15 protein-coding genes are annotated in these 22712 nt (G+C 66.4%); 2 read left to right on the top strand and 13 right to left on the bottom strand.

What is annotated here, in order from left to right; all coding sequences use genetic code 11:
• Window positions 1–8: 8 nt before the first annotated feature.
• The 7 genes from ACQR1X_RS22285 to ACQR1X_RS22255 all read right to left on the bottom strand — a co-directional run bounded on the left by ACQR1X_RS22285 (window position 9) and on the right by ACQR1X_RS22255 (window position 10065).
• Window positions 9–929: a c-type cytochrome gene (locus tag ACQR1X_RS22285; RefSeq protein WP_434899565.1), complete on the bottom strand. Its 921-nt coding sequence runs from the start codon at window positions 927–929 to the stop codon at window positions 9–11.
• A gap of 148 nt (window positions 930–1077) precedes the next feature.
• Window positions 1078–1527, bottom strand: coding sequence for a c-type cytochrome (locus ACQR1X_RS22280; RefSeq protein ID WP_315805319.1), 450 nt, complete (start codon window positions 1525–1527; stop codon window positions 1078–1080).
• 130 nt (window positions 1528–1657) lie between these two features.
• The gene (locus tag ACQR1X_RS22275) at window positions 1658–3967 is read right to left on the bottom strand and encodes a xanthine dehydrogenase family protein molybdopterin-binding subunit (protein ID WP_316182945.1); all 2310 of its coding nucleotides are present in this window, start codon (window positions 3965–3967) and stop codon (window positions 1658–1660) included.
• Between the two features lie 149 nt (window positions 3968–4116).
• On the bottom strand, window positions 4117–5646 hold the full coding sequence (gene murJ, locus ACQR1X_RS22270) for a murein biosynthesis integral membrane protein MurJ (RefSeq protein WP_316182944.1): 1530 nt from the start codon (window positions 5644–5646) through the stop codon (window positions 4117–4119).
• A gap of 149 nt (window positions 5647–5795) precedes the next feature.
• Entirely contained in the window at window positions 5796–6320 is a 525-nt protein-coding gene (locus ACQR1X_RS22265; protein ID WP_434881004.1) for a hypothetical protein, read from the bottom strand.
• A gap of 1539 nt (window positions 6321–7859) precedes the next feature.
• Window positions 7860–9008 carry a DegT/DnrJ/EryC1/StrS family aminotransferase gene (locus ACQR1X_RS22260; RefSeq protein ID WP_434899564.1) on the bottom strand — a complete coding sequence of 383 codons (1149 nt, stop codon included), beginning with the start codon at window positions 9006–9008 and terminating at the stop codon, window positions 7860–7862.
• A 49-nt stretch (window positions 9009–9057) separates the two neighbouring features.
• Window positions 9058–10065, bottom strand: coding sequence for a Gfo/Idh/MocA family protein (locus ACQR1X_RS22255; protein WP_316218709.1), 1008 nt, complete (start codon window positions 10063–10065; stop codon window positions 9058–9060).
• Between the two features lie 360 nt (window positions 10066–10425).
• On the opposite strand from ACQR1X_RS22255, the gene ACQR1X_RS22250 reads away from it, so the two are divergent.
• A complete protein-coding gene (locus tag ACQR1X_RS22250; protein WP_434847264.1) occupies window positions 10426–11136 on the top strand; it encodes a DUF1223 domain-containing protein in 711 nt (236 codons plus the stop codon).
• Window positions 11137–11145: 9 nt separating this feature from the next.
• Here ACQR1X_RS22250 and ACQR1X_RS22245 read toward each other — a convergent pair whose 3' ends face one another.
• The 5 genes from ACQR1X_RS22245 to ACQR1X_RS22225 form a co-directional block, all read right to left on the bottom strand.
• Window positions 11146–13365 (bottom strand): tetratricopeptide repeat protein, encoded by a 2220-nt coding sequence (locus tag ACQR1X_RS22245; protein ID WP_434899563.1) that lies wholly within the window; start codon window positions 13363–13365, stop codon window positions 11146–11148.
• Window positions 13366–13422: 57 nt separating this feature from the next.
• A complete protein-coding gene (locus ACQR1X_RS22240; protein WP_434899562.1) occupies window positions 13423–15645 on the bottom strand; it encodes a tetratricopeptide repeat protein in 2223 nt (740 codons plus the stop codon).
• Window positions 15646–15714: 69 nt separating this feature from the next.
• Window positions 15715–17127, bottom strand: coding sequence for a mannose-1-phosphate guanylyltransferase/mannose-6-phosphate isomerase (locus tag ACQR1X_RS22235; protein WP_316218705.1), 1413 nt, complete (start codon window positions 17125–17127; stop codon window positions 15715–15717).
• A gap of 12 nt (window positions 17128–17139) precedes the next feature.
• A complete protein-coding gene (locus ACQR1X_RS22230; protein ID WP_316218704.1) occupies window positions 17140–18156 on the bottom strand; it encodes an NAD-dependent epimerase in 1017 nt (338 codons plus the stop codon).
• A 10-nt stretch (window positions 18157–18166) separates the two neighbouring features.
• Window positions 18167–19450 carry a nucleotide sugar dehydrogenase gene (locus tag ACQR1X_RS22225; protein ID WP_434899561.1) on the bottom strand — a complete coding sequence of 428 codons (1284 nt, stop codon included), beginning with the start codon at window positions 19448–19450 and terminating at the stop codon, window positions 18167–18169.
• A 188-nt stretch (window positions 19451–19638) separates the two neighbouring features.
• On the opposite strand from ACQR1X_RS22225, the gene ACQR1X_RS22220 reads away from it, so the two are divergent.
• The gene (locus tag ACQR1X_RS22220; protein ID WP_315805308.1) at window positions 19639–20601 is read left to right on the top strand and encodes a lysylphosphatidylglycerol synthase transmembrane domain-containing protein; all 963 of its coding nucleotides are present in this window, start codon (window positions 19639–19641) and stop codon (window positions 20599–20601) included.
• Window positions 20602–20703: 102 nt separating this feature from the next.
• Here the strand turns inward: ACQR1X_RS22220 and asnB are convergent, their stop codons facing one another.
• Window positions 20704–22674, bottom strand: coding sequence for an asparagine synthase (glutamine-hydrolyzing) (gene asnB, locus ACQR1X_RS22215; protein WP_434899560.1), 1971 nt, complete (start codon window positions 22672–22674; stop codon window positions 20704–20706).
• Window positions 22675–22712: the final 38 nt, after the last annotated feature.

Here is a 22712-nt window from a genome sequence, read left to right as displayed (position 1 = left end):
CGAACTGATCAGCTTGCCGGCTTCTTCGGCTTCGGCGGGCCTTCCACCGGCGGCAGCGATTTCAGATAGACCGCCATCGCCTTGCGATCCTCGGGCGAGAGCTGCGAGGTGTTGCGGATCACCCGCGCCATCGAGCCGCCGACGTTGTCGCCGTCGGGCAGTTGTCCGGTCTCGAGGAAATAGCTGATGTCGCTCTCGCTCCAGTCGGACAGGCCCTTCTGGGTGATGTTCGGCACGAAGCCCTGACCTTCCGGCTCTGGCCCACCCGCCAGCCGCTGCGCCGAGACGATGCCGCCGAGCGCATTGCGCGGGCTGTGGCACTCGGCGCAATGGCCGAAGGTGCTGACCAGATAGGCGCCGCGATTCCACTCCGGCGGGCGCGAGGCGTTGGCGGCAAAGGGCTTGCCGTCGAAGAACAGCAGCTTCCAGACCCCGACGGTGCGACGGATGTTGAACGGAAATGGCATGTCGTGCGCGCGCGAGGCGCCCGCAACCGGCGGCAGCGTCTTCATGTAGGCGAAGAGATCGCGGACGTCGTCGATCTTCGCAGCCGCGTAGGAGGGATAGGGAAACGCCGGGTAGTAGTGGCTGCCGCCCGGCGACACGCCCCTCACCACTGCATTGACGAACTCGGCCTCGCTCCAGCGCCCGATACCGTCAGTGGGATCGGGCGAGATGTTGGGCGCATAGAACGTCCCGAACGGCGAGCTCAGCGGCAGGCCGCCGCCGAGCTTCAGCCGGTCCGGCTGGTTCGGCACGGCGTGACAGGACGCGCAGCCACCGATGTTGAACATCTCCTGCCCGTTGGCGAGATCCGGAGCGCGCGTCGCCGCTGCGAGCGTGATCGTCGACGGCTGGGTCAACCACCAGAACACCGTCAGGCCGGCGGCGCCGAGCACGCAGAGAGCAAGCAGGAGGCGGCGTAGCATGGTGGCTCCGTCACAGCAGGAGGAGATCGTCGGCCCGGCGATCATTACCGGAGCTCGGCGGCGCCGTGATACGTCAGGACGCCCGCACGGCGCAAACAAACGGGGGCGGACGCAATGTCGCGTCCGCCCCCGTGGATGGCAGGTCAGATCAACTGTTCTTGAGACGGAAGGTCTCGTGGCAACCGCCACATTCCTTGCCGATGCCCGGCGCGGTCGCCTTCAGACTGTCGAGATCCTTGATCTTCGCCTTGGCCTCGGTGACGACCTTCGCGAAGCTGTCGATCTTGGCCTTGAAGCCGGCCTGGTCTTCCCAGATCTTCGGCGACGGACCGTAGTCGCCCTCGAACTTGGCGCCCTTCAGGCTCGCCGGATACATCGTCGGCAGCTTCTTGGCGGTGTCCTCGAGCTGGGCCAGAGCGGCATTGACGGCGGCCTGGTCATACGGCTTCTCGCCCTTGACCATCGCGATCAGGACACCGCCGAGGTTCTTGGCGTTGGCCTTCATCGTGTCCTGGCTATGCTTGACCAGATCCTGCTGTGCCATCACGGCGCCGGCCCCTAGCAGCAAAGCTGCGACAGCCACGACAGTCCGCTTCATCAATTCGCTCCTTTGTTGTCACAATCCCGTCCAGCCCACCCGGACGGGGTCGCTCGGTTGGTCAACCCCTCAGCCGGCGGAATATTCCGGAATTGAGGCGGATATCGGAGGAGATCCGGAGGGAGAGTACTCAGAGACTATGACGGCGATGCTGCTCCCGGATCGCGATCCAGACGCGCTCCGGGGTCGCCGGCATGTCGATGTGATCGATCTTGTACTCACGCCAGAGGGCTTCGACGATCGCATTGACGACGGCCGGACAGGAGCCGATCGCCCCCGCTTCGCCGGCGCCCTTGACGCCCATCGGATTGGTCTTGCAGGGCACGTTGTGGGTCTCGAAGGTAAAGGACGGCGCGTCGGCGGCGCGCGGCAGCGCGTAGTCCATGAAGCTGCCGGTGACGAGCTGGGCGTCGGAGTTGCTGTAGACCACCTGCTCCATCAGCGCCTGGCCGATGCCCTGCACCGCACCGCCATGCACCTGGCCGGCCAGCAGCAGCGGATTCAGCGTCACGCCGAAATCGTCGACGATGACGTAGTTGACGATCCGGATGATGCCGGTCGCCGGGTCGATCTCGACCTCGGCCACGTGGGTGCCGTTCGGATAGGTGCCGTCGGCGCTGGCGAAGGTGGCGCTGCCCTTGAGCTTGTCAGGATCGACGCCGGGACGCTTGGCGAGGTCGGCAAACGAGATCGCGCGGTCGGTGCCGGCGACGCGGATCACGCCGTCGGCGATCTCGAGATCGCCGAGCCCGGCTTCGAGCGCTTCGGCCGCGATCTGCTTGAGCTTGTCGCCGAGCTCGTGGGTGGCGCGCTGCACGCTGACGCCGCCGGAGGGGATCGAGGCCGAGCCGCCGGTGCCGAGGCCGGTCGCGATCTCGGCCGTGTCGCCCTGATGGATGTGCACGCGCTCCGGCGCCAGGCCGAACTGCTCGGCGACGATCTGGGCGTAGGCGGTCTGGTGGCCCTGCCCGCTCGACTGCGTGCCGATCAGGATGGTGACGTCACCGTTCGGGTCGAGCCGCACGTTGGCGGTCTCCTCGCCCATGGTGCCGCAGACCTCGACATAGCTCGCGAGCCCGATGCCGCGAATGAGACCGTGCTTCTTGGCGGCCTTGGCGCGCTTCGAAAACTCCTTCCACTCGGCGATCTCCATGGCGCGCTTGAGGTGCGCGTTGAAATCGCCGGAATCATAGACCTTGCCGGTCGCGGTCTTGTAGGGCAGCGCGCGCGGCGGGATGAAGTTCTTGCGCCTGATCGCATCGACGGACATGTCGAGCTTGCGCGCGCAGGCGTCGACCAGACGCTCGATGACGTAGGCCGCCTCGGGACGGCCCGCGCCGCGATAGGCGTCGACCGGCACGGTGTGGGTGAAGATCGTGCGCACGCGGCAGTGGAAGGCCTGGATGTCGTAGAGGCCCGGCAGCATGCCGGCGCCGCCATGCGGGATATAGGGCGCGAAGGTCGACAGATAGGCGCCCATGTCGCCCATCAGGTCGACGTCCATCGCGAGGAACTTGCCGTCCTCGGCCAGCGCCATCTTCGCCGTGGTGACGTTGTCGCGGCCCTGCGCATCGCCCATGAAATGCTCGGAGCGGTCGGCGGCCCAGCGCACCGACTTGCGCAGCCGCTGCGCGGCGACCGCGACCAGCGCGTATTCCCGGTAGGGAAACAGTTTTGTGCCGAAGCCGCCGCCGACGTCGGGGCAGATCACCCGCATCTTCTCGGTCGGGATCTTCAGCACGTTCTGGCAGAGGATGTCGCGCAGGCGGTGGCTGCCCTGGCTGCCGGCCGTCAGGGTCAGATGGTCGCGCTTGGTGTCGTAGTCGCAGACCGCGGCGCGGGTCTCCATGAAGCTCGCCACCACGCGCGGATTGACGATGCGGATCTCGGCGACCGCATGCGCCTTCGCGAACGCCGCCTCGACCGCCGCCTTGTCGCCGATCCCGACATCGAACAGCACGTTGCCCTTGTGCTCGGCCCAGACCTGCGGCGCATCCGGCTTGATCGCGTTCACGACGCCGGTCACCGCCGGCAGCGTCGTCCACTCGACCTTGATCGCCTCCAGCGCATCGCGCGCGTGGTCGAGCGTGTCGGCGACGACGAAGGCGATGGCATCGCCGACGTGGCGCACCTCGTCCTTGGCGAGGATCGGATAAGGCGGCGCGGTGAACGGATCGGTCTCGAGATTGAACAGGCACGGCAGCCCGCCGAGCTCGGCGGTGTCCTCGGCGGTCAGGATCAGCGCCACGCCCGGCAACAGCCGCGCCTGGGTGACATCGATGGTGAATTTGGCATGGGCATGCGGCGAGCGCAGCACCAGGGCATGCAGGGCAGCGGATGGCGCCAGATCATCGGTGTAGCGGCCCTTGCCGCGAATCAGCGCGTCATCCTCTTTCCGGAGAACGCTTTGTCCCATACCGAACTTGATCGGAGCTGCCATCTGGTTTCACTTCCCACTGCATTGTCGCGACGATTGGCCAGCATATTGCAGCGGATCACGCCCTCGCGCAAACGGCATATGGCCGCTCCCCGAACACGCGCGGTCAACTCTCGGCAGGCATGCCAGCACGCCATGCTGCAGCGCAAACGTCAGCGCCGCACGAGGGCCTTCAGCCAGCGCGGACCGAACAGCACGAGGATGGCGCCCACGTAGATGACGGCGCCGACGATGATCAGCAGACCGAGAACGGCTTCGTCCTGCATGCGGCCGAGCGACGCGAGCCGGGTCGATGCCACCAGGGCCGTTGCCCACAACGCCGCCGCGAGCACCACGCCGGTCCCGGCGAACTTCAGCAGCGACGAGGTGAGCCGCCGATCGAAGTGCAGATAGCCCTTGTGCACGGCGAAGCCGAGCACCAGCAGCAGATTGATCCAGGCGCCGACGGCCGTCGCCAGCGCGAGTCCGACCTGCGCCAGCGAGCCCATCAGCAGCACCTTCAGCACGACGTTGGCGGTCAGCCCCGTCAGCGAGGCCTTCACCGGCGTCGCGGTGTCCTTGCGCGCGTAGAAGGTCGAGACCGCGCTGCGAATCATCACGAACGGGATCAGGCCCACGGCATAGGCGGCGAGCGTCGCCCCGGCCGCGGCGGCGTCGCCCTTGGTGAAGGCGCCGCGCGCGAACATCGCGCGGGTGATCACGTCGGGGACGGCGAGGAAGGCGGCGACGAACGGCACCGAGAACAACAGCGTGAACTCGAACGCCCGGCGCTGCTGCTCCATGGCGCCGTCGTGATCGTTCGCCGTGAGCCGCCGTGACATCTCCGGCAGCAGCACCGTCCCGATGGCGATGCCGATCACGCCGATCGGCAACTGGTTGAGGCGGTCGGCATAATACAGTGCCGAGATCGCGCCGGCGGGGAGGAACGTCGCGATGATGGTGTCGGCGAACATCGCGACCTGCGTGCCCATCGAGCCCAGCGTCGCCGGTCCCAGCGCCTTGAAGAACGCGCGGATGTCGTCGTCGAGCTTGAGCGGCGCGAACCGCGGCAGCCCGCCATGGCGGGCGAGATCGCCGGCGAGCAGGAAATATTGCAGGAAGCCGGAGATCAGCACGCCCCAGGCGGCGGCATGGCCGACACCGGGGAAGAACGCCGCCAGCGCCAGGGTCGCCATCATCGCGAGATTGAGGAAGATCGACGCCGCCGCGGCGCTGGCAAAACGCTGCATCACGTTGAGCATGCCCCCATACAGCGTCACCAGCGTGATCAGCAGCAGATACGGAAAGGTGATTCGCGTCAGCGTGATCGCAAGCTCGCGCTGCGCCGGATCGTCGGTGAAGCCCGGCGCCAGAATGGTCATCGCCTGCGGCATGAACGCCCAGGCGAGGATCAGCAGCACCACCTGCGACGCCAGCAGCAGCGTGAAGATGCGATCGGCAAACAGGCTCGCCGAGCCCGGCCCCTTCTCGCCATGGACATGCGCATAGGCCGGCACGAACGCCGCGTTGAACGCCCCCTCGGCAAAGATCGCCCGGAAATGGTTCGGCAGCCGGAACGCGATGAAGAACGCGTCGGCGACCGGCCCGGCGCCGAGAATCGCCGCCAGCATGATGTCGCGGGCAAAGCCGGTAAGGCGAGACAGCAGCGTATAGCCGCCGACCGTGAAGATACGTCCGAGCATGGGGGGCTTCTAGAGCATCGGGGCGGAAGTTTGAAGCGGGGAACTCCCCTTGTCGCCGCTTGCGGCTAAAATGCGGCGCCGTGGTCGCGCTCCTCTCTCCCTGCTTGCGCGCGAGGGGCGGCACGGATTCTTTGAGCTGGCGACCAGCGCTAGGAATACCTACGTAGCAGGGCGTCCGCAAGTAACGCGGCCTTCCGGTCGTCGAGACGCTTGAGCTTCTTGGTGTCGACTATCGCTTCGACGACAGGCCAGATCCGGTGCAGTTGACCGTCAAACCCGGTGCGGTCAGTAAGAACGGTGGAGCTCAACGCTATCGTGCAGAACCGGCCCCAGACGAACATCGAAGTCTGAGTGTCCAATACCGTAGGCGGATTGCTCGAAGTAGCATTTGGTTCCAGGAGCACTGCCGAGCGAGTGTACCAAAATTTGCCGCGAGCGGTCCCCGCGAACTTGCAAATCCATATTCGCCAGTCCGGTGGCGGGTTGCCTGTTTCGCGAAGCGTATTCCGGTCCATCTCCGGAATTGCCGGCTTGTCGTCCGTGAATTCGGCGCGCATTGCTATCAGGCAGATTAGACGGGCCAATTTAGTTTGCGCTTCTGCGTCGAGAGCGAGATTGTGCCCCTCTATTAGTGGGCGCAAAACGCTCTTTGCCTCCTCTTCAATCCGGCTCATCCACCCGCCGTTGCACTTGAAGCAAGTATTGCGCGGCTTCCTGCTGCCTGCGCGCCCTTGCCTTATTGGCCCTGCAGCAAAGGGGGTCGATCGGGCCGGGTCCGGTTTGAACGTTCGGTAGAGACCTTGGAAGCTCCCGTGCTTATCTGCGGGATTGGGAAGGACCTCCAGAAACCACTTTGGTGTTATATGGCCCTTGGTAAGTTTCCCGGGTTTCCCGCAAAAAACGCAAGGAGTGGTGGGCTTCGACATGGTTGAGGCTCGCGCTGCTGCAACCGATTCGCGATTGCTCAATTTAAGCACGACCGTGAATTTTAGAGTCCGATAATCTCCCATTACGGGCATAGATCGCCGCCCCATCCTTACTAGTCGACGAGCGCGCTTTTGCGACGTGGGCGTTTCGGCCATGGACGGATTAGTTGGTTGGCGAAGCGTAGTCCGCCGCGTCGGAAGTCAGCTTCTAGGGCGGATGAGCGCAGCGTCATCCGCCGCGTTCGGTTCGAACACATCGACGAATGTCACCCAGATCGTCGAAAATAGCGCCAAGATGGCGGATTACGCTGGGCTCATCCCTCTACGCGCTAGTCTTCCGATTCGCGCGGTTCGGACCACCACCCAAAAACTCATTTCGCGAGCCGGCCCAAGCACATCCTCCTGTCCACTCGCCTAGGAAGAATATTCTCCTTTCTTTTTATCAGAAACCATGCGTATAGTGCGTCGTCCCGTCTCGATCAGAGGGGCGCTTCGCGGTCGTCACGGACGTTGAGGCGGGATGCGGTGGGCGTGTCGATGTTGCAGCGTGGCTTGGCCGCGCCGACGAACGGCATTGATGCGCACGGTCAAGTCGCATGGTCCTGACACCCCGACGCTGGTGTCACGTTCGCGTCGGCGCTCACGCGCCGCGCGGGCAACGGTGGCCAGAAAGCCCGGCGCACCGGGGAGAATGCGAAGCAGCCGTCAAAACCATCGCGCGGGGAATGCCGGGATGTCTCGGCTGAACCTGTGGTACCTGCCGCCTGCATTTTTTTCGCAGGTGGGCCATGGGGGCGGCCAGCTCCCGGCATTCCCCGTGCCCTCTTTTCAGGAGGGCATGACGAACAGCAAAGCTCGGACGCCAGATGCGCCGCGAGAAGGTGAACACATGTCTCACCACCGTCATTGCGAGGAGCGAAGCGACGAAGCAATCCAGGACCGCACGCGCAGCCCTGGATTGCTTCGCTTCGCTCGCAATGACAGTGAGCATGCCGGTCGCACGTCGGCACTTGCGACGCTGGCGGGGAGGCGCACCACGCACTCCGCTGTCGTCCCGGACAAGCCTGCCGACGCGAAGCGGCGGCGGGCGCCGATCCGGGATCCATACGCCGTGCAGCCGATGGGGCGCGCGGAACGGGCCGCCTGCCCCTTCCAGACATCACGCGGTATGGGTCCCGGCGTTCGCCGGGACGACAGTGTTTGTTGGAGCTGCCGGTGGGACAGATCATTCATACACGCTGCGGCCGGTCGGGCCGCCAGCGGAGATGCGCGACGATGCGTAAGACCTCAGGCCAGTGCGCCGCGCACGACGTCGATGATGCGCCCTTGCGTCGCCTCGTCGAGATAGGCGTGCATCGGCAGGCTGATGACGTCGCTGGAGAGTTGCTCGCTGACCGGCAGGCCGCCGTCGGCGCTCGGGAAGATGCGGTAGGCGGTCTGCTGGTGCATCGACTTCGGATAATAGATCGCGGTCGGAATGCCCTGCGCCTTCAACGCGGCGGCGAAGGTGTCGCGATCGACGCCCTTGGGCAGGCGGATGGTGTACTGGGCCCAGACCGAGGTGCAGCCGTCGACAAGGCGCGGCACCTTCACGACGTCGGCCAGCGCCGCCGTGTAGCGTTCAGCTACGACATTGCGCGCGGCGATCTCGTCCTCGAAGATCTTGAGCTTCTCGAGCAACACCGCGGCCTGGATCGTATCGAGCCGCGCGGTGAGGCCGAGGCGGACGTTGTCGTATTTGTCGCTGCCGCCGCCATGGGCGCGCACGCTGCGCAGGCGCTCCAAGAGGCCGGCATCATCGGTGAGGATGGCGCCGCCGTCGCCGAAGCAGCCGAGCGGCTTGGCCGGATAGAAGCTGGTCGCCGTCGCGAGCCCGAAGGTGCCAATGCGGCGGCCCTTGTAGCTGGCGCCAAAGCCCTGCGCGGCGTCGTCGAGCACGAACAGTCCCTCGTCCGCGGCGATGGCGGCCACTGCATCATGGTCGGCGGCCTGGCCGAACAGATCGACCGGGATCACGGCCTTCGGCTTCAGGCCGAGCCGCTTCGCGGTGGCGATGCCGCGGCGGAGCGAGGCCGGATCGATGTTGAAGGTGTCCTCCAGCACGTCGACGAAGACGGGCGTGGCGCCAGTCAACGCCACGGCCTCGCCGGTGGCGCAGAAGGTGAAGGACGGGCACAGCACCGCGTCACCCGGGCCGATGCCCTGCGCCATCAGCACCATCAGCAGCGCGTCGGTGCCGCTGGAGCAGCTCACGGCGTATTTGGCACCGCAGAACTCGGCCAGCTCCTTCTCGAGCTGAATGATTTCGGGGCCGCCGAGAAACTGGCAATGCGCGAGCACGCGGGCGACGGCGTCGTCGAGCGACTTGCCGAGCCGCTGGCGCTGCGCGGCGGTGTCGATGAACGGAATGGGTTGATGACGCAGGTGCTGGTTCATGAGCTCTGACAATTTTTCGGAAACGGAAATGGATGGAGCGGAGGCGCGGCTAGCCGGCCGCGCGCCGCTTGGTGGCGGCGGCCTCGGCCGGGCGATGGCTCGAGGTCTCCAGACACTGCGTGGCGATGGCGAGGCTGGCGACGCCCTCGTCACCGGTGACGGCGGGCGCAGTGCCCGAGCGCACCGCGTGCAGGAAGGCGATCAGCTCGGCGCGCAACGGCTCGTCATGGCCGACCGGGAGATGACGCATCGAGTAGCTGCCGTCCGGCTTGAAGCCGAAGCATTCGGTGACCTGGCGCGTCAGCAGATCGCCCATGATGTACTTGCCGCGCGTCGCCACGGTGACGTTGCGCGCCTTGAACGGCGTCAGCCAGTTGGTGTTGATGTGGGCGAGCACGCCCGAGGCGGTGCGGAACTGCAGCAGCGCGATGTCCTCGCGCTCGGCCACCGCGCTCGACAGCTGCGGCTGCACCTCGATGATATCGGACTCGGTGAACCATCGGATCAGATCGATGTCGTGCACGGCGAGATCAATGACGACGCCGACATTGGACATGCGCGGCGGGAACGGGCCGACGCGGGTGATCGCGATCGACAGGATGTCCTCGCCGGCGATCGCCTTCTTGATCGCGGCCACCGCCGGATTGAAGCGCTCGACATGGCCGATCATCAGGGTGACGCCGGCGCGATGCGCGGCCGAGACGATCTCCCTGCCCTCGTCCACCGTCGAGGCGATCGGCTTCTCGACCATCAGGTGAACCTTGCGCGCGATGCAGGCCAGCGCAAGCTCATGATGCAGATGCGTCGGCGCCGCAATGGTCACGGCGTCGACGCCCTCGGCGACGAGCTGGTCGAGGCTCTCGAAGGTCGGGCAGTTCGCGAGCTCGGTGACGCGGCTGCGATGCGCGGGCAGCGGATCGACCACGCCGACCAGATGCACGTCGGGCAGTCCGGCGAGCACGCGGGCATGATTGCTGCCCATCACGCCGGCTCCGATGACGCCTACGCGCAGCGCCTGCCTCAGCTCGGCCTTGTGGCCCGCCCCCTTGGAACTCATGTCATCGACCCCATCAATGCCCCCGGCTTGCGACGTCACGGATTGGCCGCAACGGTTAACGAACTGCAAATCACCGGTCGAAGCTCTCCTAGCATGCCGCTCGAAGCGAGGCGAATGCGGAAAGCCTTTTCAGGACACGATTTGATTCAGAAAGTTACATCCGGCACGGACGAAAAACGCTGTCTTTTGAATGGCGTGCGCGATGCGCTTCAGGTGTGGCGGGCGCCCTGCTCACGCGTCACGACAGGTCGCGAAAGTAACGGTGGATGCGTCTTCACGCCTGCGTGTTGGCCGCGGCAGGAGGTAACGCGATGGCTCCCGCCAGCGAAGGAGATCACGTCACAACGCGGGAGAACACCCATGCCCCTCAGCCTCGCCTCGCTCCGCCACGCCTCCGCCTTCGCCGTGCTGCTCGCATCGCTTGCCCCGTGGTCGCCATCGGCCGCCGCAACGGATCGGCCCGTCGTCATCGAGCTGTTCACCTCGCAGGGCTGCTCCTCCTGCCCGCCTGCAAATGCCTATCTGAACGAAATGGTGCGGCAGCGCCGCGACGTGCTGCCGCTCGCCTTTCACGTCACCTATTGGGACCGGCTGGGCTGGAAGGACCCGTTCTCGCTGCCGGCCGCCACTGACCGCCAGGCCCGCTATGGCAGCCGCTTCGGCGATGGCTCCTACACGCCGGAGATCGTCGTCGACGGCACGACGAGCCATGTCGGCTCCAACCGGGCCGAGGTCGGACCCGCGATCGATCACGCCAGAGGGGCGAGCGCGACGGCGGCGCGGCTCAAGCTCGCACGCAATGGCGACAAGCTCACGGTCGAGGTCGGCGGCGGTGAAGGACGCGGACGCCTGCTCCTGGTCGGCTTCGATCATCGGCATGAAACGTCGATCCGCCGCGGCGAGAATGGCGGCCGCACGCTGGAGGAGCTGAACGTGGTGCGCTCGGTGCGGACGCTCGGTGATTGGAGCGGCAGCGCGCTGCGCCTGACCGAGCCGATGCCGGAGGGCGAGGATGCCGCGGTGATTCTCGAAGCGGCGGACGGGCGCATCGTCGGTGCAGCGCGGCTGTAGCCGCCACGATCAGGAGGAGGCACAATAACGGCGCCAGAACAGACGATAGCCCTCCTCCACCTTGCGCGTGTAGGTCTCGACATTGCCGGCGGCGGAGTTCGCGACCATCGCCGGCAGTTGCGCCCGCAGCTTCGCCAGCTCCGCGGGCTGCGCCGCATGCTTCAGGGCGATGGCGATGTACCCGTCATCGTCCTCGGCCACGAACTCTGCAAGCCCGACCGCCGTGTTGATGGCGGCCGCCGCCCGCGCCGCGGCGCCGTGGCCGAGCCTGGCGATGACGGGCACGCCGGCCTGCAACGACTCCCAGGTGCTGACGCCGCCATTCTGCGGGAACGGATCGAGCGACATGTCGATCGCGGCGAACTGCGCGATGTGCTGATCGCGCGTCGACAGGCCGAGGCAGGTGATGCGCCCCTCGGCGATGCCGTGCGCCACGAACCGGGCCACGAGCCCATCGCGCAGCAAGGGCTCATCGAGCGCACCGTTCTTGATGACGATCCGCGAGTCCGGCAGCGCGCCCATCAGCCGCGACCACAGCGCGAGCGCGGGCTCGGAGATCTTGTCGATGCGGTTGAAGACGCCGAACGTAACGTAGCCGTTGCGCAGCATCGGCAGCGGCGTCGGCTGCCATCCCGGCAAGGGATCGGTGGTGATGACGGCCGGCAGGTCGTAGACCTGCTCGGCAAACAGAGGACGCGCGGCCTCGGGCACGGTCACCGGATCGGCGAAGAAGTAGTCGATGGTCGGAAGCCCCGTTCCGGTGCCGCTGCCCCACGCGGTGACCTGCACCGGCGCCGGCTTGCGCGCGAACACCGGCAGCCGGTTGCCGGCGGAATGGCCGGAGAGGTCGACGAGGATATCGACCTGATCAGCCTCGATGCGATCGCTCAGTTCCTCATCGGACATCTGCCAGGCGTCGACCCAGAGGTCGGCGGCGGAACGGCAGCGCTCGGTCATGCCATCCTGCAGCGGCGAGCAGGAGTAGCAGACGACCTTGAACGCCTGATGGTCGTGGTGGCGCAGGACGGGCAGGAACACCAGCGCAGCCGAGTGATTCCTGAAATCGGAGGAGACGTAGCCGATGGTCAGCCGCCGCTCCGGATCGCGGTCGCGGACCGGCGGCGGCCAGCGCACGATCTTGCTGCCGATCCTGGTCCACCGTTCCCGGCGCGCCGCCTGGTGCTGAGCGAAGTCGGTGTCCGGCATGAAGTCGAGCAGGAAGATCTTGGCAGTGATCGCATCACCGAAATCCGGCTTGATCTCGAGCGCACGCTCGAAGTGCTGCAAGGCCGTTGCGAGATCGCCCTGCTTGCAGAAGCATTCGCCGAGCCAGGTCCAGGCGACCTCGGAGGCCGGATTGAGCTCCAGCACCTTGCGGCACGCGTCCATCGCCGGCGCGATATTGTCCTTGATGGCGCTGAGCTGCGCGAAGCCCAGCAACGCCACGTCCTGCCATGGATCGAGCGCCAGGGCGGCCTTGAAGTCGGCCATGGCCCGCTCGAACCGTCCGGCCTGCTGGTGCAGGCGGCCGCGCTGTGCCAGCACCTGCGCGGCATTGGACTTGATTGCAAGCGCGGCGTCGAACGCCGCGAGCGCCTCGTCGGAATGGCGCAGATTGATGCTGGCGAGGCCCTTGCCGAACATCGCCTCCATGTGGCGCGGGTTGAGCGACAATGCGCGATCGAAGCTCGCATTGGCCTCCGCATTGCGGGCGAGCGGAAGCAGCGCCATGCCGCGATTGCAATAGGCGTCGGCATAGTCCGGCTTGAGCGCGATCGCCCGGTCATGCGCGGCGATCGCCTCCTCCGGCCGCCCCAGCCGCATCAGCGTGTTGCCGAGGCCGGTGATCGCCACGAGCAGATTCGGCTTCAGCGCGATTGCCCGCTCCTGGCATTTGCGCGCCTCCTCGAAGCGCTTGCGGTTGAACAGCGCCAGACCGAGATTGGAGAGCGCCTCGGCATTCCGCGGCTCGATCTCGACGGCCTTGATGAGCGCCTGCTCGGCCATCTCCATTTGTCCGCCGTCGAGCGCCGTCACGCCGAGCAGATGCAACGCATCGAAATGATCGGGCAGCAGCGCCAGGATCTGGCCGCAGACCGCCTGCGCCTCGGCGCGACGGCCGCCGCGATAAGCGGCGACGGCCTGTTGCATCAGCGCATCGGCCTGCTTGCGATGCTTCTTCTGCAGCCTCGCATTCTGAAACGCGCGGGAACCGACGTCGCTTGCCAAAAGACGGCCTCCGGAGTGACGCGTAGATCGACAGAACAGGCGTACTGCGGACGGCGCTCAGCCGCCGGCGGCACAATAGCGGCGCCAGAACTGGCGATAGCCTTCCTCGACCTTGCGCGTGTAGGTCTCGACATTGCCGGCAGCGGAGTTGGCCACCCGCGCCGGCAGCTCGGCGCGGAGCCGAGCCAGCTCGGCCGGCTGGGCCGCGTGTCGCACGGCGATCGCGATGTAGCCCTCGTCGTCCTCGGCCACCCAGTCGTCGAGCCCGACCGCCTTGACGATCGCGCCGCCGGCCCGCGACGCCGCGCTGCTGCCGAGCTTGGCAACCACGGGCACGCCGGCCTGCAGCGATTCCCAGGTGCTGACGCCGCCATTCTGCGGGAACGGATCGAGCGAGATGTCGATGTTGGCGAACGCTGCGATGTGCTCATGGCGCATCGACGCGCCCAGACACGTAAGGCGGCTCTCGCCGACGCCGTGCGCGGCGAAGCGGGCGATCAGCGTGTCGCGCAGGAATGCATCCTCAAGCGCGCCGTTCTTGATCACGACGCGGGCGTCCGGCAGCGCCCGGAGCAGCGCCGACCACACCGTCAGCACCTCGTCGGAGATCTTGTCGACGCGGTTGAAGACACCGAAGGTGACGTAGCCGTTGCGCAACATCGGCAGCGGTGTCGGCTGCGCGTCCGGCAGAGGATCCGTGGTGATCAGTGCCGGCAGATCGTAGACCTGCTCGGCGAACAGCGGCCGTACTGCCGCCGGCACCGTCACCGGATCGGCGAAGAAGTAGTCCATGGTGGGCAGGCCGGTGCCGGTCGCATTGCCCCACGCGGTGACCTGGATCGGCGCGGGCTTGCGGGCGAACACGGTGAGCCGGTTGCCGGCCGAATGACCGGAGAGGTCGACGAGAATGTTGACCTGATCGGCCTGGATGCGATCGGCGAGTTCATCGTCGGACAACTGAGATGCCTCGATCCAGCCATCGGCCGCAGCCTTGCACTGCTCGGTGACGGAATCGACCAGCGGCGAGCACGAGTAGCAGATGACCTTGAACGCCGCGTGGTCGTGATGGCGCAGCACCGGAAGGAAGGTCAGCGCGGCCGAATGGCTGCGGAAGTCGGACGACACGTAGCCGACCGTGATGCGGCGATCCGGATCGCGGTCGATGGCGGCAAGCTGGCGCTGCTGGATATGCGCGCCGATCCGCTCCCACCATTCGCGGCGGACGGCCTGATGCAGGGCGACGTCGGCGCCGGGATAGAAATCGAGCGCGAAGATCTTCTTCATGATCGCATCCTCGAAATCCGGCTTGATCTCGAGGGCGCGATCGAAGTGCTGGATGGCGCCGGCCGTGTCGCCCTGCTTCGCGAGGCACGTGCCGAGCCAGATCAGCGCGACTTCCGACGCCGGATTCTGCTCCAGCACCCGCTTGCAGGCCAGCATCGCCGGCGCGATCCGCTCGGTGAGCACGCAGACATGCGCCTTGCCGAGCAGCGCCGCTTCGAGCCCGGGGTCGATCGCCAGCGCGGCATCGAAATCGGCCTCGGCCTCGGCGAACCGTCCCATCTGCACATAGAGCCGGCCACGCTGCGCGATGACGGCCGCCGTCCCCGGCTTCATGGCAAGCGCGGCGTTGAAGGCGGCCAGCGCCTGCTCGAGGTGCCGCAGGTTGACGCTGACCAACCCCTTGCCGAACGTCGCCTGCATGTGCCGCGGCGCCAGCGCCAGGGCGCGGTCGAAACTCTGCCGGGCCTCCTCGTTGCGCAGCAGGAGCAGTTGCGCCATGCCGCGATTGCAGTAGGCGTCGGCGAAGTCGGGCTTCAGCGCGATGGCGCGGTCGTGCACCTCGATCGCCTGCGCGAACAGCTGCATGTTCATCAGGGTGTTGCCGAGGCTCGTCAGCGCCGTGGCGAAACTGGGCTTGAGCGCGACGGCGCGCTCCTGCACCGCGCGCGCCTCCTCGTAGCGCTTCATGCTGAACAGCGCGAGGCCGAGATTGGCAAGGGCTTCGGCATTGCGCGGCTCCACCGCGACGGCGCGGGTCAGGGCCTGCTCGGCGAGGTCGAGCCGGCCGCTGTCGAGCGCGGAGGCGCCGAGAAGGTGAAGAGCGTCGAAATGATCGGGCACGAGGGCCAGCGCCTGACCGCAGATGGCCTGGGCATCGGCATGCCGGCCAGCCCGGTAGGCCTCGACGGCCTTCGGCAGCAGGCCGTCGGCCTGCTTGCGGTTCTTCTTCTGCAGGCGCGCGTTCTGGAACGCACGCGATCCGATCGTGCTTTGCAAGGAAGCTCTCCGGCGGACGACTCCGGGGCTGTCTAGCACGGCTCGCGTGATTCGCGGCGAGACCCCGCCCTACTCGCGGCGGTAATCGTCCTCGATGCGGATGATGTCGTCCTCGCCGAGATAGGACCCGGTCTGGACCTCGATCAGCTCCAAAAGGATCTTGCCCGGGTTCTCCAGCCGGTGCACCGCGCCCATCGGGATGTAGATCGATTCGTTCTCATGCACGGTCTGAACGGTCTCGTTCACCGTGACCCGCGCCGCGCCGCGCACCACGATCCAGTGCTCGGACCGGTGATAGTGCTTCTGCAGCGACAGCCGCTGGCCGGGCTTGACGATGATGCGCTTGACCTGGTGGCGCTCGCCATTGTCGACCGACTGATAGCTGCCCCAGGGCCGGTGCACCTTGATGTGCGCCTCGGTGACCTCCGGCGCGACGGTCTTGAGCTTGGCGACCAGCCGCTTCAAGCCGTTGGCATCGCGCTGGCGCGACACCAGCACGGCATCCTGCGCCGCCACCACGACGAGATCGTCGACGCCTTCGAGCGCGACCAGCGCCTTGTCGGTGACGACGTTGCAATTGCGGGAATCCTCGAACACGGCGGTGCCGCGCGCGGCGTTGCCCTGCCCGTCCTTGTCGGACAATTCCCAGACCGCATGCCAGGAGCCGACGTCGGACCAGCCGCACGACACCGGGGCCACGGCCGCACGCTCGGTCTTCTCCATCACGGCATAGTCGATCGAGATCGGCTTGGCCGCGGCGAAGGCGTCGGAGTCGAGGATGATGAAGCTGAGGTCGCGGCCGGCCTTGGCAACGGAGTTGGTGACCGTCTGCACGCTGTCGGCATCGAACTTGCGGTATTCGTCGAGCAGGACCGACGCGCGGAACATGAAGTTGCCGCTGTTCCAGAGATAGCCCTCGCGAATGTAGCGCTCCGCGGTCGGCTGGTCCGGCTTCTCGACGAATTTCGCGACCGCCCGCACCTCCCCGGATACCGGCGCGCCAGGACTGATGTAGCCGTATTCTGTGGCCGCGCGCTCCGGATTGACGCCGAAGGTGACGATGCGGCCGGCCTCGGCGGCAGCGAGCCCCTGGCGGCACGCCGCGAGAAAAGCGGGGGTGTCACGAACGACGTGATCGGCCGCGAGCGCAAGCACGACAGCATCCTGATGGCGCGACTGGGCAAAGGCGGCTCCGGCGGCGATCGCCGGGCCTGAATCGCGTCGCATCGGCTCCAGCAGGACGTCGGCCTCGATGCCGATCTCGGCCAGTTGCTCCAGCACCATGAAGCGATAGGCCAGGTTGGTGATGATGATCGGCCGCTCGAACAGATCGGCATCGGAGACGCGCAGCAGCGTATCCTGGAAGGTGGAACGGGCGCCGAACAGCGGCAGGAACTGCTTCGGCCTGACCTCGCGCGAGGCCGGCCACAGCCGGGTTCCGGCGCCACCGCACATGATGAGAGGAATGATGCGTCCGGTCATGAAATCAATCCGTCAAATCCCGTGATACTCGCGGTACCATTTTGCAAAACGCCCAATGCCGTCGGCGATCGAGGTCGCCGGCCGGAAGCCGATGTCGCGCTCGAGGTCGCTGACATCCGCGTAGGTCGCCTCGACGTCGCCGGGCTGCATCGGCAGCATCTCCCTGATGGCTGGCCGCCCGAACTCCTTCTCCAGCAGCGTTATCACGTCCATCAGCTGTTCGGGATGATTGTTGCCGATATTGTAAATCCGCCATGGCGCCCGGCTGCTCGACGGATCGGGCCTGTTTCCGTCCCAATCCGGGTTTCCCTGTGGCGGCCGGCCGAGCAGGCGGACGATGGCCTGCACGATGTCGTCGACATAGGTAAAATCACGCCGCATGCGGCCATGATTGAACAGCTTGACCGGCTGTCCGGCGAGGATGGCCTTGGCGAAGATGAACATGGCCATGTCGGGCCGGCCCCAGGGACCGTAGACCGTGAAGAAGCGCAGACCGGTCGCCGGCAGCCGGTACAGATGGCTGTAGGAATGCGCCATCAGCTCGTTGGCCTTCTTGCTCGCCGCATAGAGGCTGATCGGATGATCAACATTGTCCCTGACCGAGAACGGCAGCTTGGTGTTGGCGCCATAGACCGATGAGGACGAGGCGAACAGCAGATGCTCGCAGCCATGATGGCGGCAGCCTTCGAGGACGTTGATGAAGCCTTCGAGATTGGCGTCGACATAGGCGTGCGGATTTTCCAGCGAGTAGCGCACGCCGGCCTGGGCGGCGAGATGCACCACGGCTGGAAAGCGATGCTGAGCGAACAACGCCTTGATGCCGGCGCGGTCGACCAGATCGAGCTTGTGGAAGGTGAAGCCGGGCTGCCTCTTGAGAATGTCGAGACGCGCTTCCTTCAGCTTCGGATCGTAGTAGGCGTTGACGTTGTCGATGCCGATCACCTGGCGTCCGTCGGCGAGCAACCGCTGCGACAGGTGAAATCCGATGAACCCGGCGGCGCCGGTCACGAGGATGGGATGATCAGCCATGGTCGCTCCGTCAGGGTCGCCACAGTTCGATGGCGGCGGGTTTGCTCGCGCGGTCGAGCTTCATCTTCACGTCGAGCACGAGGCCGCTCTCCTCGCGCAGCAGGCCCTGTACGAGAGGCCAGCCTCCGGCGAGATATCGATCGTGCGACACGGCCAGCACGACCGCGTCGGCCGGACGCAGCGCCTCGATCGCCGTCAGGCCGATGCCGTACTCCTCATGCACGGCCGCAGCATCGGCCAGTGGATCGGCGACCTGCACCTCGACGCCGAACGACTGCAATTCGCTGATGATGTCGATCACGCGCGAATTGCGGATGTCCGGCACGTTCTCCTTGAACGTCATGCCGAGAATGGTGACGAGGCCACCCCGGCCCTTCCGCCGCAGCAAGCCGCGGATGCATTCGCGCGCGATGCGCCGGCCCATCTCGTCGTTGATGCGGCGGCCCGCCAGAATGACCTCGGGATGATAGCCCGCCTTCTCGGCGCGGTAGGTGAGGTAGTAGGGATCGACACCGATGCAGTGACCGCCGACGAGGCCGGGCGTGAACGGCAGGAAGTTCCACTTGGTGGCGGCGGCGGCGAGCACGTCACCGGTATCGATCTCCAGTGCCTGGAAGATCAGCGACAGCTCGTTCATGAACGCGATGTTGAGGTCGCGCTGGGTGTTCTCGATCACCTTGGCCGCCTCGGCGACCTTGATCGACGGCGCGCGATGGATGCCAGCGGTGACGACCGAGCCGTAGACGGCGGCGACGATCGCGAGCGTCTGCGGATTCTGTGCCGAGACCACCTTGGTGATGGTCTCGAAGCGATGCGTCTTGTCACCGGGATTGATGCGCTCCGGCGAATAGCCGACGTTGAAATCCGTCCCCGCCTTCAGCCCCGAGCTGCTCTCCAGCAGCGGGACGCAGTCTTCCTCGACGGCGCCCGGGTATACGGTCGACTCGTAGACGACGATGTCGCCGCGCTTCAGAACGGCTCCCACCGTGCGCGTCGCGGCCAGCATGGCGCCGAGATCGGGCCGCCGCGCGCTGTCGATCGGGGTCGGAACGGTGACGATGAAAAAATCGGCAGTCGCGATATCATCCGGCTCGCTGGTGAAGCGCAGGCCCGGCCGGCGCAGATCGGCCGCATCGACCTCGCAGGTCCGGTCCCTTGCGTCCTTCAGCTCCGCGACCCGGACCGCATCGATATCGAACCCGATCGCCGGGCAGCCTGCCCGCGCGAACGCAGCCGCGACCGGCAGGCCGACATAGCCAAGGCCTATCACCGCAATCTTCCGGCCATGAGACATAAATTGATATTCCGGTCGTTTCGGAGGCCATTGACGCCACCCCTGCGACTGTTTAGCCACCGGGGCATCGGGACCGCAAGGGGCGGCTACGGCTCCCCCTGGACCCGGGGTCCAGCCTTGCCAGGACGGGAGTTGCGCGTATCGCACTCGGCTTGGAGCGTTTCAACCAAGAGCGAAGCCAGCCTGGCATGCGTGCGTTTTTGATTCTTCTCCTCCGGATCGTGGTGTCGCTGGCTCTGCTGTATCTCGCTCTGCGCGGGATCAACTTTGCGGCGATCCGTGAGCGGCTCAGCCAGATCAACATCGGCTGGATCGGACTGGCGGTGGCCATCACGCTGGTGCAGATCTTCATCGGTGCCCTGCGGTGGCGCGAGATCTCGGCGCTGTGCGGCGCGCCGCTGACGGACATGCAGGCGTTCCGCTACAACATGATCGGCGCCTTCTTCAATCAGACCCTGCCGTCCTCGATCGGCGGCGACGCCGTGCGTCTGTGGCTGATCGGGCGCACCGGCGCCGGCTGGCGCGCAGCCAGCTACTCGATCCTGACCGACCGCGCCGTCGGCTTCATTGCGCTGGCACTGATCATCGTCGCGAGCCTGCCGTGGAGCTATGGCATGATCGCCGACGAGCACGGGCGGCTGGCCCTGGTGCTGGTCGACGCGGCGGCGCTGGCCGCCGGCGTCGGCTTCCTCACCATCGGCTATCTGCCGGCCAAATGGATGAAGGCGTGGTGGCCGACGCGGCACGTCTATGCCTGCTCGGTGATCGCGAACAAGGTGATCTTCGGCCCAGGCACCGCTGCGAAGATCGCCGTGCTGTCGCTGTCGATCCATGTGCTGGCGGTCGTCATCGCCTGGTGCGCCGTGCGCTCCATCGCGGCGCCCGCCGCGTTCGAACAACTGTTCCTTCTGACCCCGCCGATCATGCTGATCACGATGCTGCCGATCTCGATCGCAGGCTGGGGCGTGCGCGAGGCGACGATGATGGTCGCGTTCGGCTATGCCGGCCTGGCGCCTGCCGACGGCACCGTCGTCTCGATCCTGTTCGGCGCGGTCTACTTCATCGTCGGCGGCATGGGTGGGCTGGTGTGGATCCTCAGCGCCGAAAAGGGCGCCGGCCGCCTCGCGGTTCCCGCTACGGTCGAGGACTGACCTGGATCATGATACGATTCCACGGAATCGCATCATGATGTCATCTCTTTGTTTGAGCATGATCTTTTCGGAAAACCGGTTTCCACTTTTCCGGATCATGCTCTAAGCGGCGCGCGCCCATTCGTCGTGCCAGGCCTGCGCCATCAGCACGTTCCACAGCCAATAGGAATGATTATGGCGGCGGCTGACGTGCTCGTCGAACATGCGCGTCACCCGCACCGGATCGAACAGACCCTGCCGCCTCAGCCGCTCCGGCGACAGCAGGTCCGATGCCCAGGATCTCAACGGCCCACGCAGCCACGCGTCGAGCGGAATGCTGAAGCCCGTCTTCGGCCGATCGATCATCTCCGCCGGGACGTGGCGATACAGCACCTGTCGCACCAGCCATTTGCCACGGCCGTCCCGCACCTTCATGCCGGCGGGCACCCTGGCCGAGAACTCGACGACGTCCTTGTCGAGGAACGGAACGCGCGTCTCCAGCGCCACGGCCATCGCCGCGCGATCGACCTTCTGCAGGATGTCGTCGCTGAGATAGCTGAGGGAATCCGCCAGGGTCATGCGATCGAGCGGATCGAGCTGCGCCGCAAGCTGCCGCGTCTCGCTCCCTGCCCAACTCTCCTGCTCGATGCCGCCCAGCACCGTGCCGGCCGGATCCTGATCGATCGAGCACAGCGCCCCGTAGAGGCCATCAAAGCCGTCGGCGGCAATGACGCGGCCGAGCTTGGCGACCTGATCACCGGCATGCCGCACCTTCAATCGGGCCGGCAGCAGCGGCTGCAGCGCCCTGAGGACCGTATCGGCCGGCTCCGGAGCAATCGCGCCGAGGACGGCGCCGACCGCGCGCCGTAGCGGCATCGGCACACGGCCCAGGCGTGCCTGCAGCGTGCCGCCCCAGACATGCCTGTTGTAGCCGCCGAACAGCTCGTCGCCCGCGTCACCTGACAATGCGACGGTCACGTGCCGGCGCGCGAGCTGAGCGACCAGATGCGTCGGGATCTGCGAGGAGTCGGCGAACGGCTCGTCATAGATCCGCGGCAGCTTCGGTACCACGTCCATCGCGGTCCGCGCATCGACATACAGCTCGGTATGATCGGTACCGAGATGCAGGGCGACCCTGCGGGCATCCTGGGCCTCGTTGTAGCCGCCCTCGGCAAAACCGATGCTGAAGGTGCGGACCGGCTGCCCCGACTGCGCCTGCATCAAGGCCACGATGGTCGATGAATCGACGCCACCGGACAGGAACGCGCCGAGCGGCACGTCCGACAGGCACTGCCGCTTCACGGCGACCGACAGCAACTGCTCCAGCCGATCGACGGCCTCGCGCTCGTCGGCAATGCGATCGCCCTGGGCGGCGACAACGCGATCGCGCAGCGACCAATAGGGTTGCGGCGCGGGCCAACTGTCGGGAGCCACATCCGCGGAGAAGCGCACGAACGACGCCGGGGGCAGCTTGCGGATGCCGGTCCAGATCGTGGCGGGCGCAGGCACGTAGGAATAGCGCATGAACGCCGTGAGCGCCGCGCGGTCGAGCGACGGCGCCCAGGACGGATGCGCCGCCAGCGCCTTGAGCTCGGAGCCGAACACCAGATCGGCGCCGCTCCAGCCGTAGAACAGCGGCTTCTCGCCGAAGCGGTCGCGCGCCAGGATCAATTGCCGAGTCTCGGCGTCCCAGAGCCCGACGACGAACATGCCGATCAGGCGCTGAAGCGCCGGCTCAACGCCCCATCGGCTGATCGCGGCGAGCAGCGTTTCGGTGTCGGAATGACCGCGCCAATTCGGTGCGGCGCCGGCGGCCTCCAGCTCGGCACGGACATCGAGATGGTTGTAGATCTCGCCGTTGAAGGTGACGGTGTAGCGTCCGCAGGCACTGTGCATTGGCTGCGCCCCGGCCTCGGAGAGATCGAGGATCGCCAGACGGCGATGTCCGAAGGCAACTCCCCTCGCAGCACTGATCCAACTGCCGGACGCATCGGGGCCGCGATGCGCCAGCGCCGCCGTCATCCGTTCGACGATCCCGGCCAGTTGGGCCTCGTCGGCTCCGCCGGGGCGAAACAGGCCGGCTATGCCGCACATGGTGCCATCTCCGCCGCTTCGTCCCCCCTCTGCATGGC

This window comes from Bradyrhizobium sp. HKCCYLRH3073, assembly GCF_051167995.1.
GTDB lineage: Bacteria > Pseudomonadota > Alphaproteobacteria > Rhizobiales > Xanthobacteraceae > Bradyrhizobium.
Note: the sequence above shows the minus strand (reverse complement) of the source record. Positions and strands in the feature narration are given on the sequence as shown.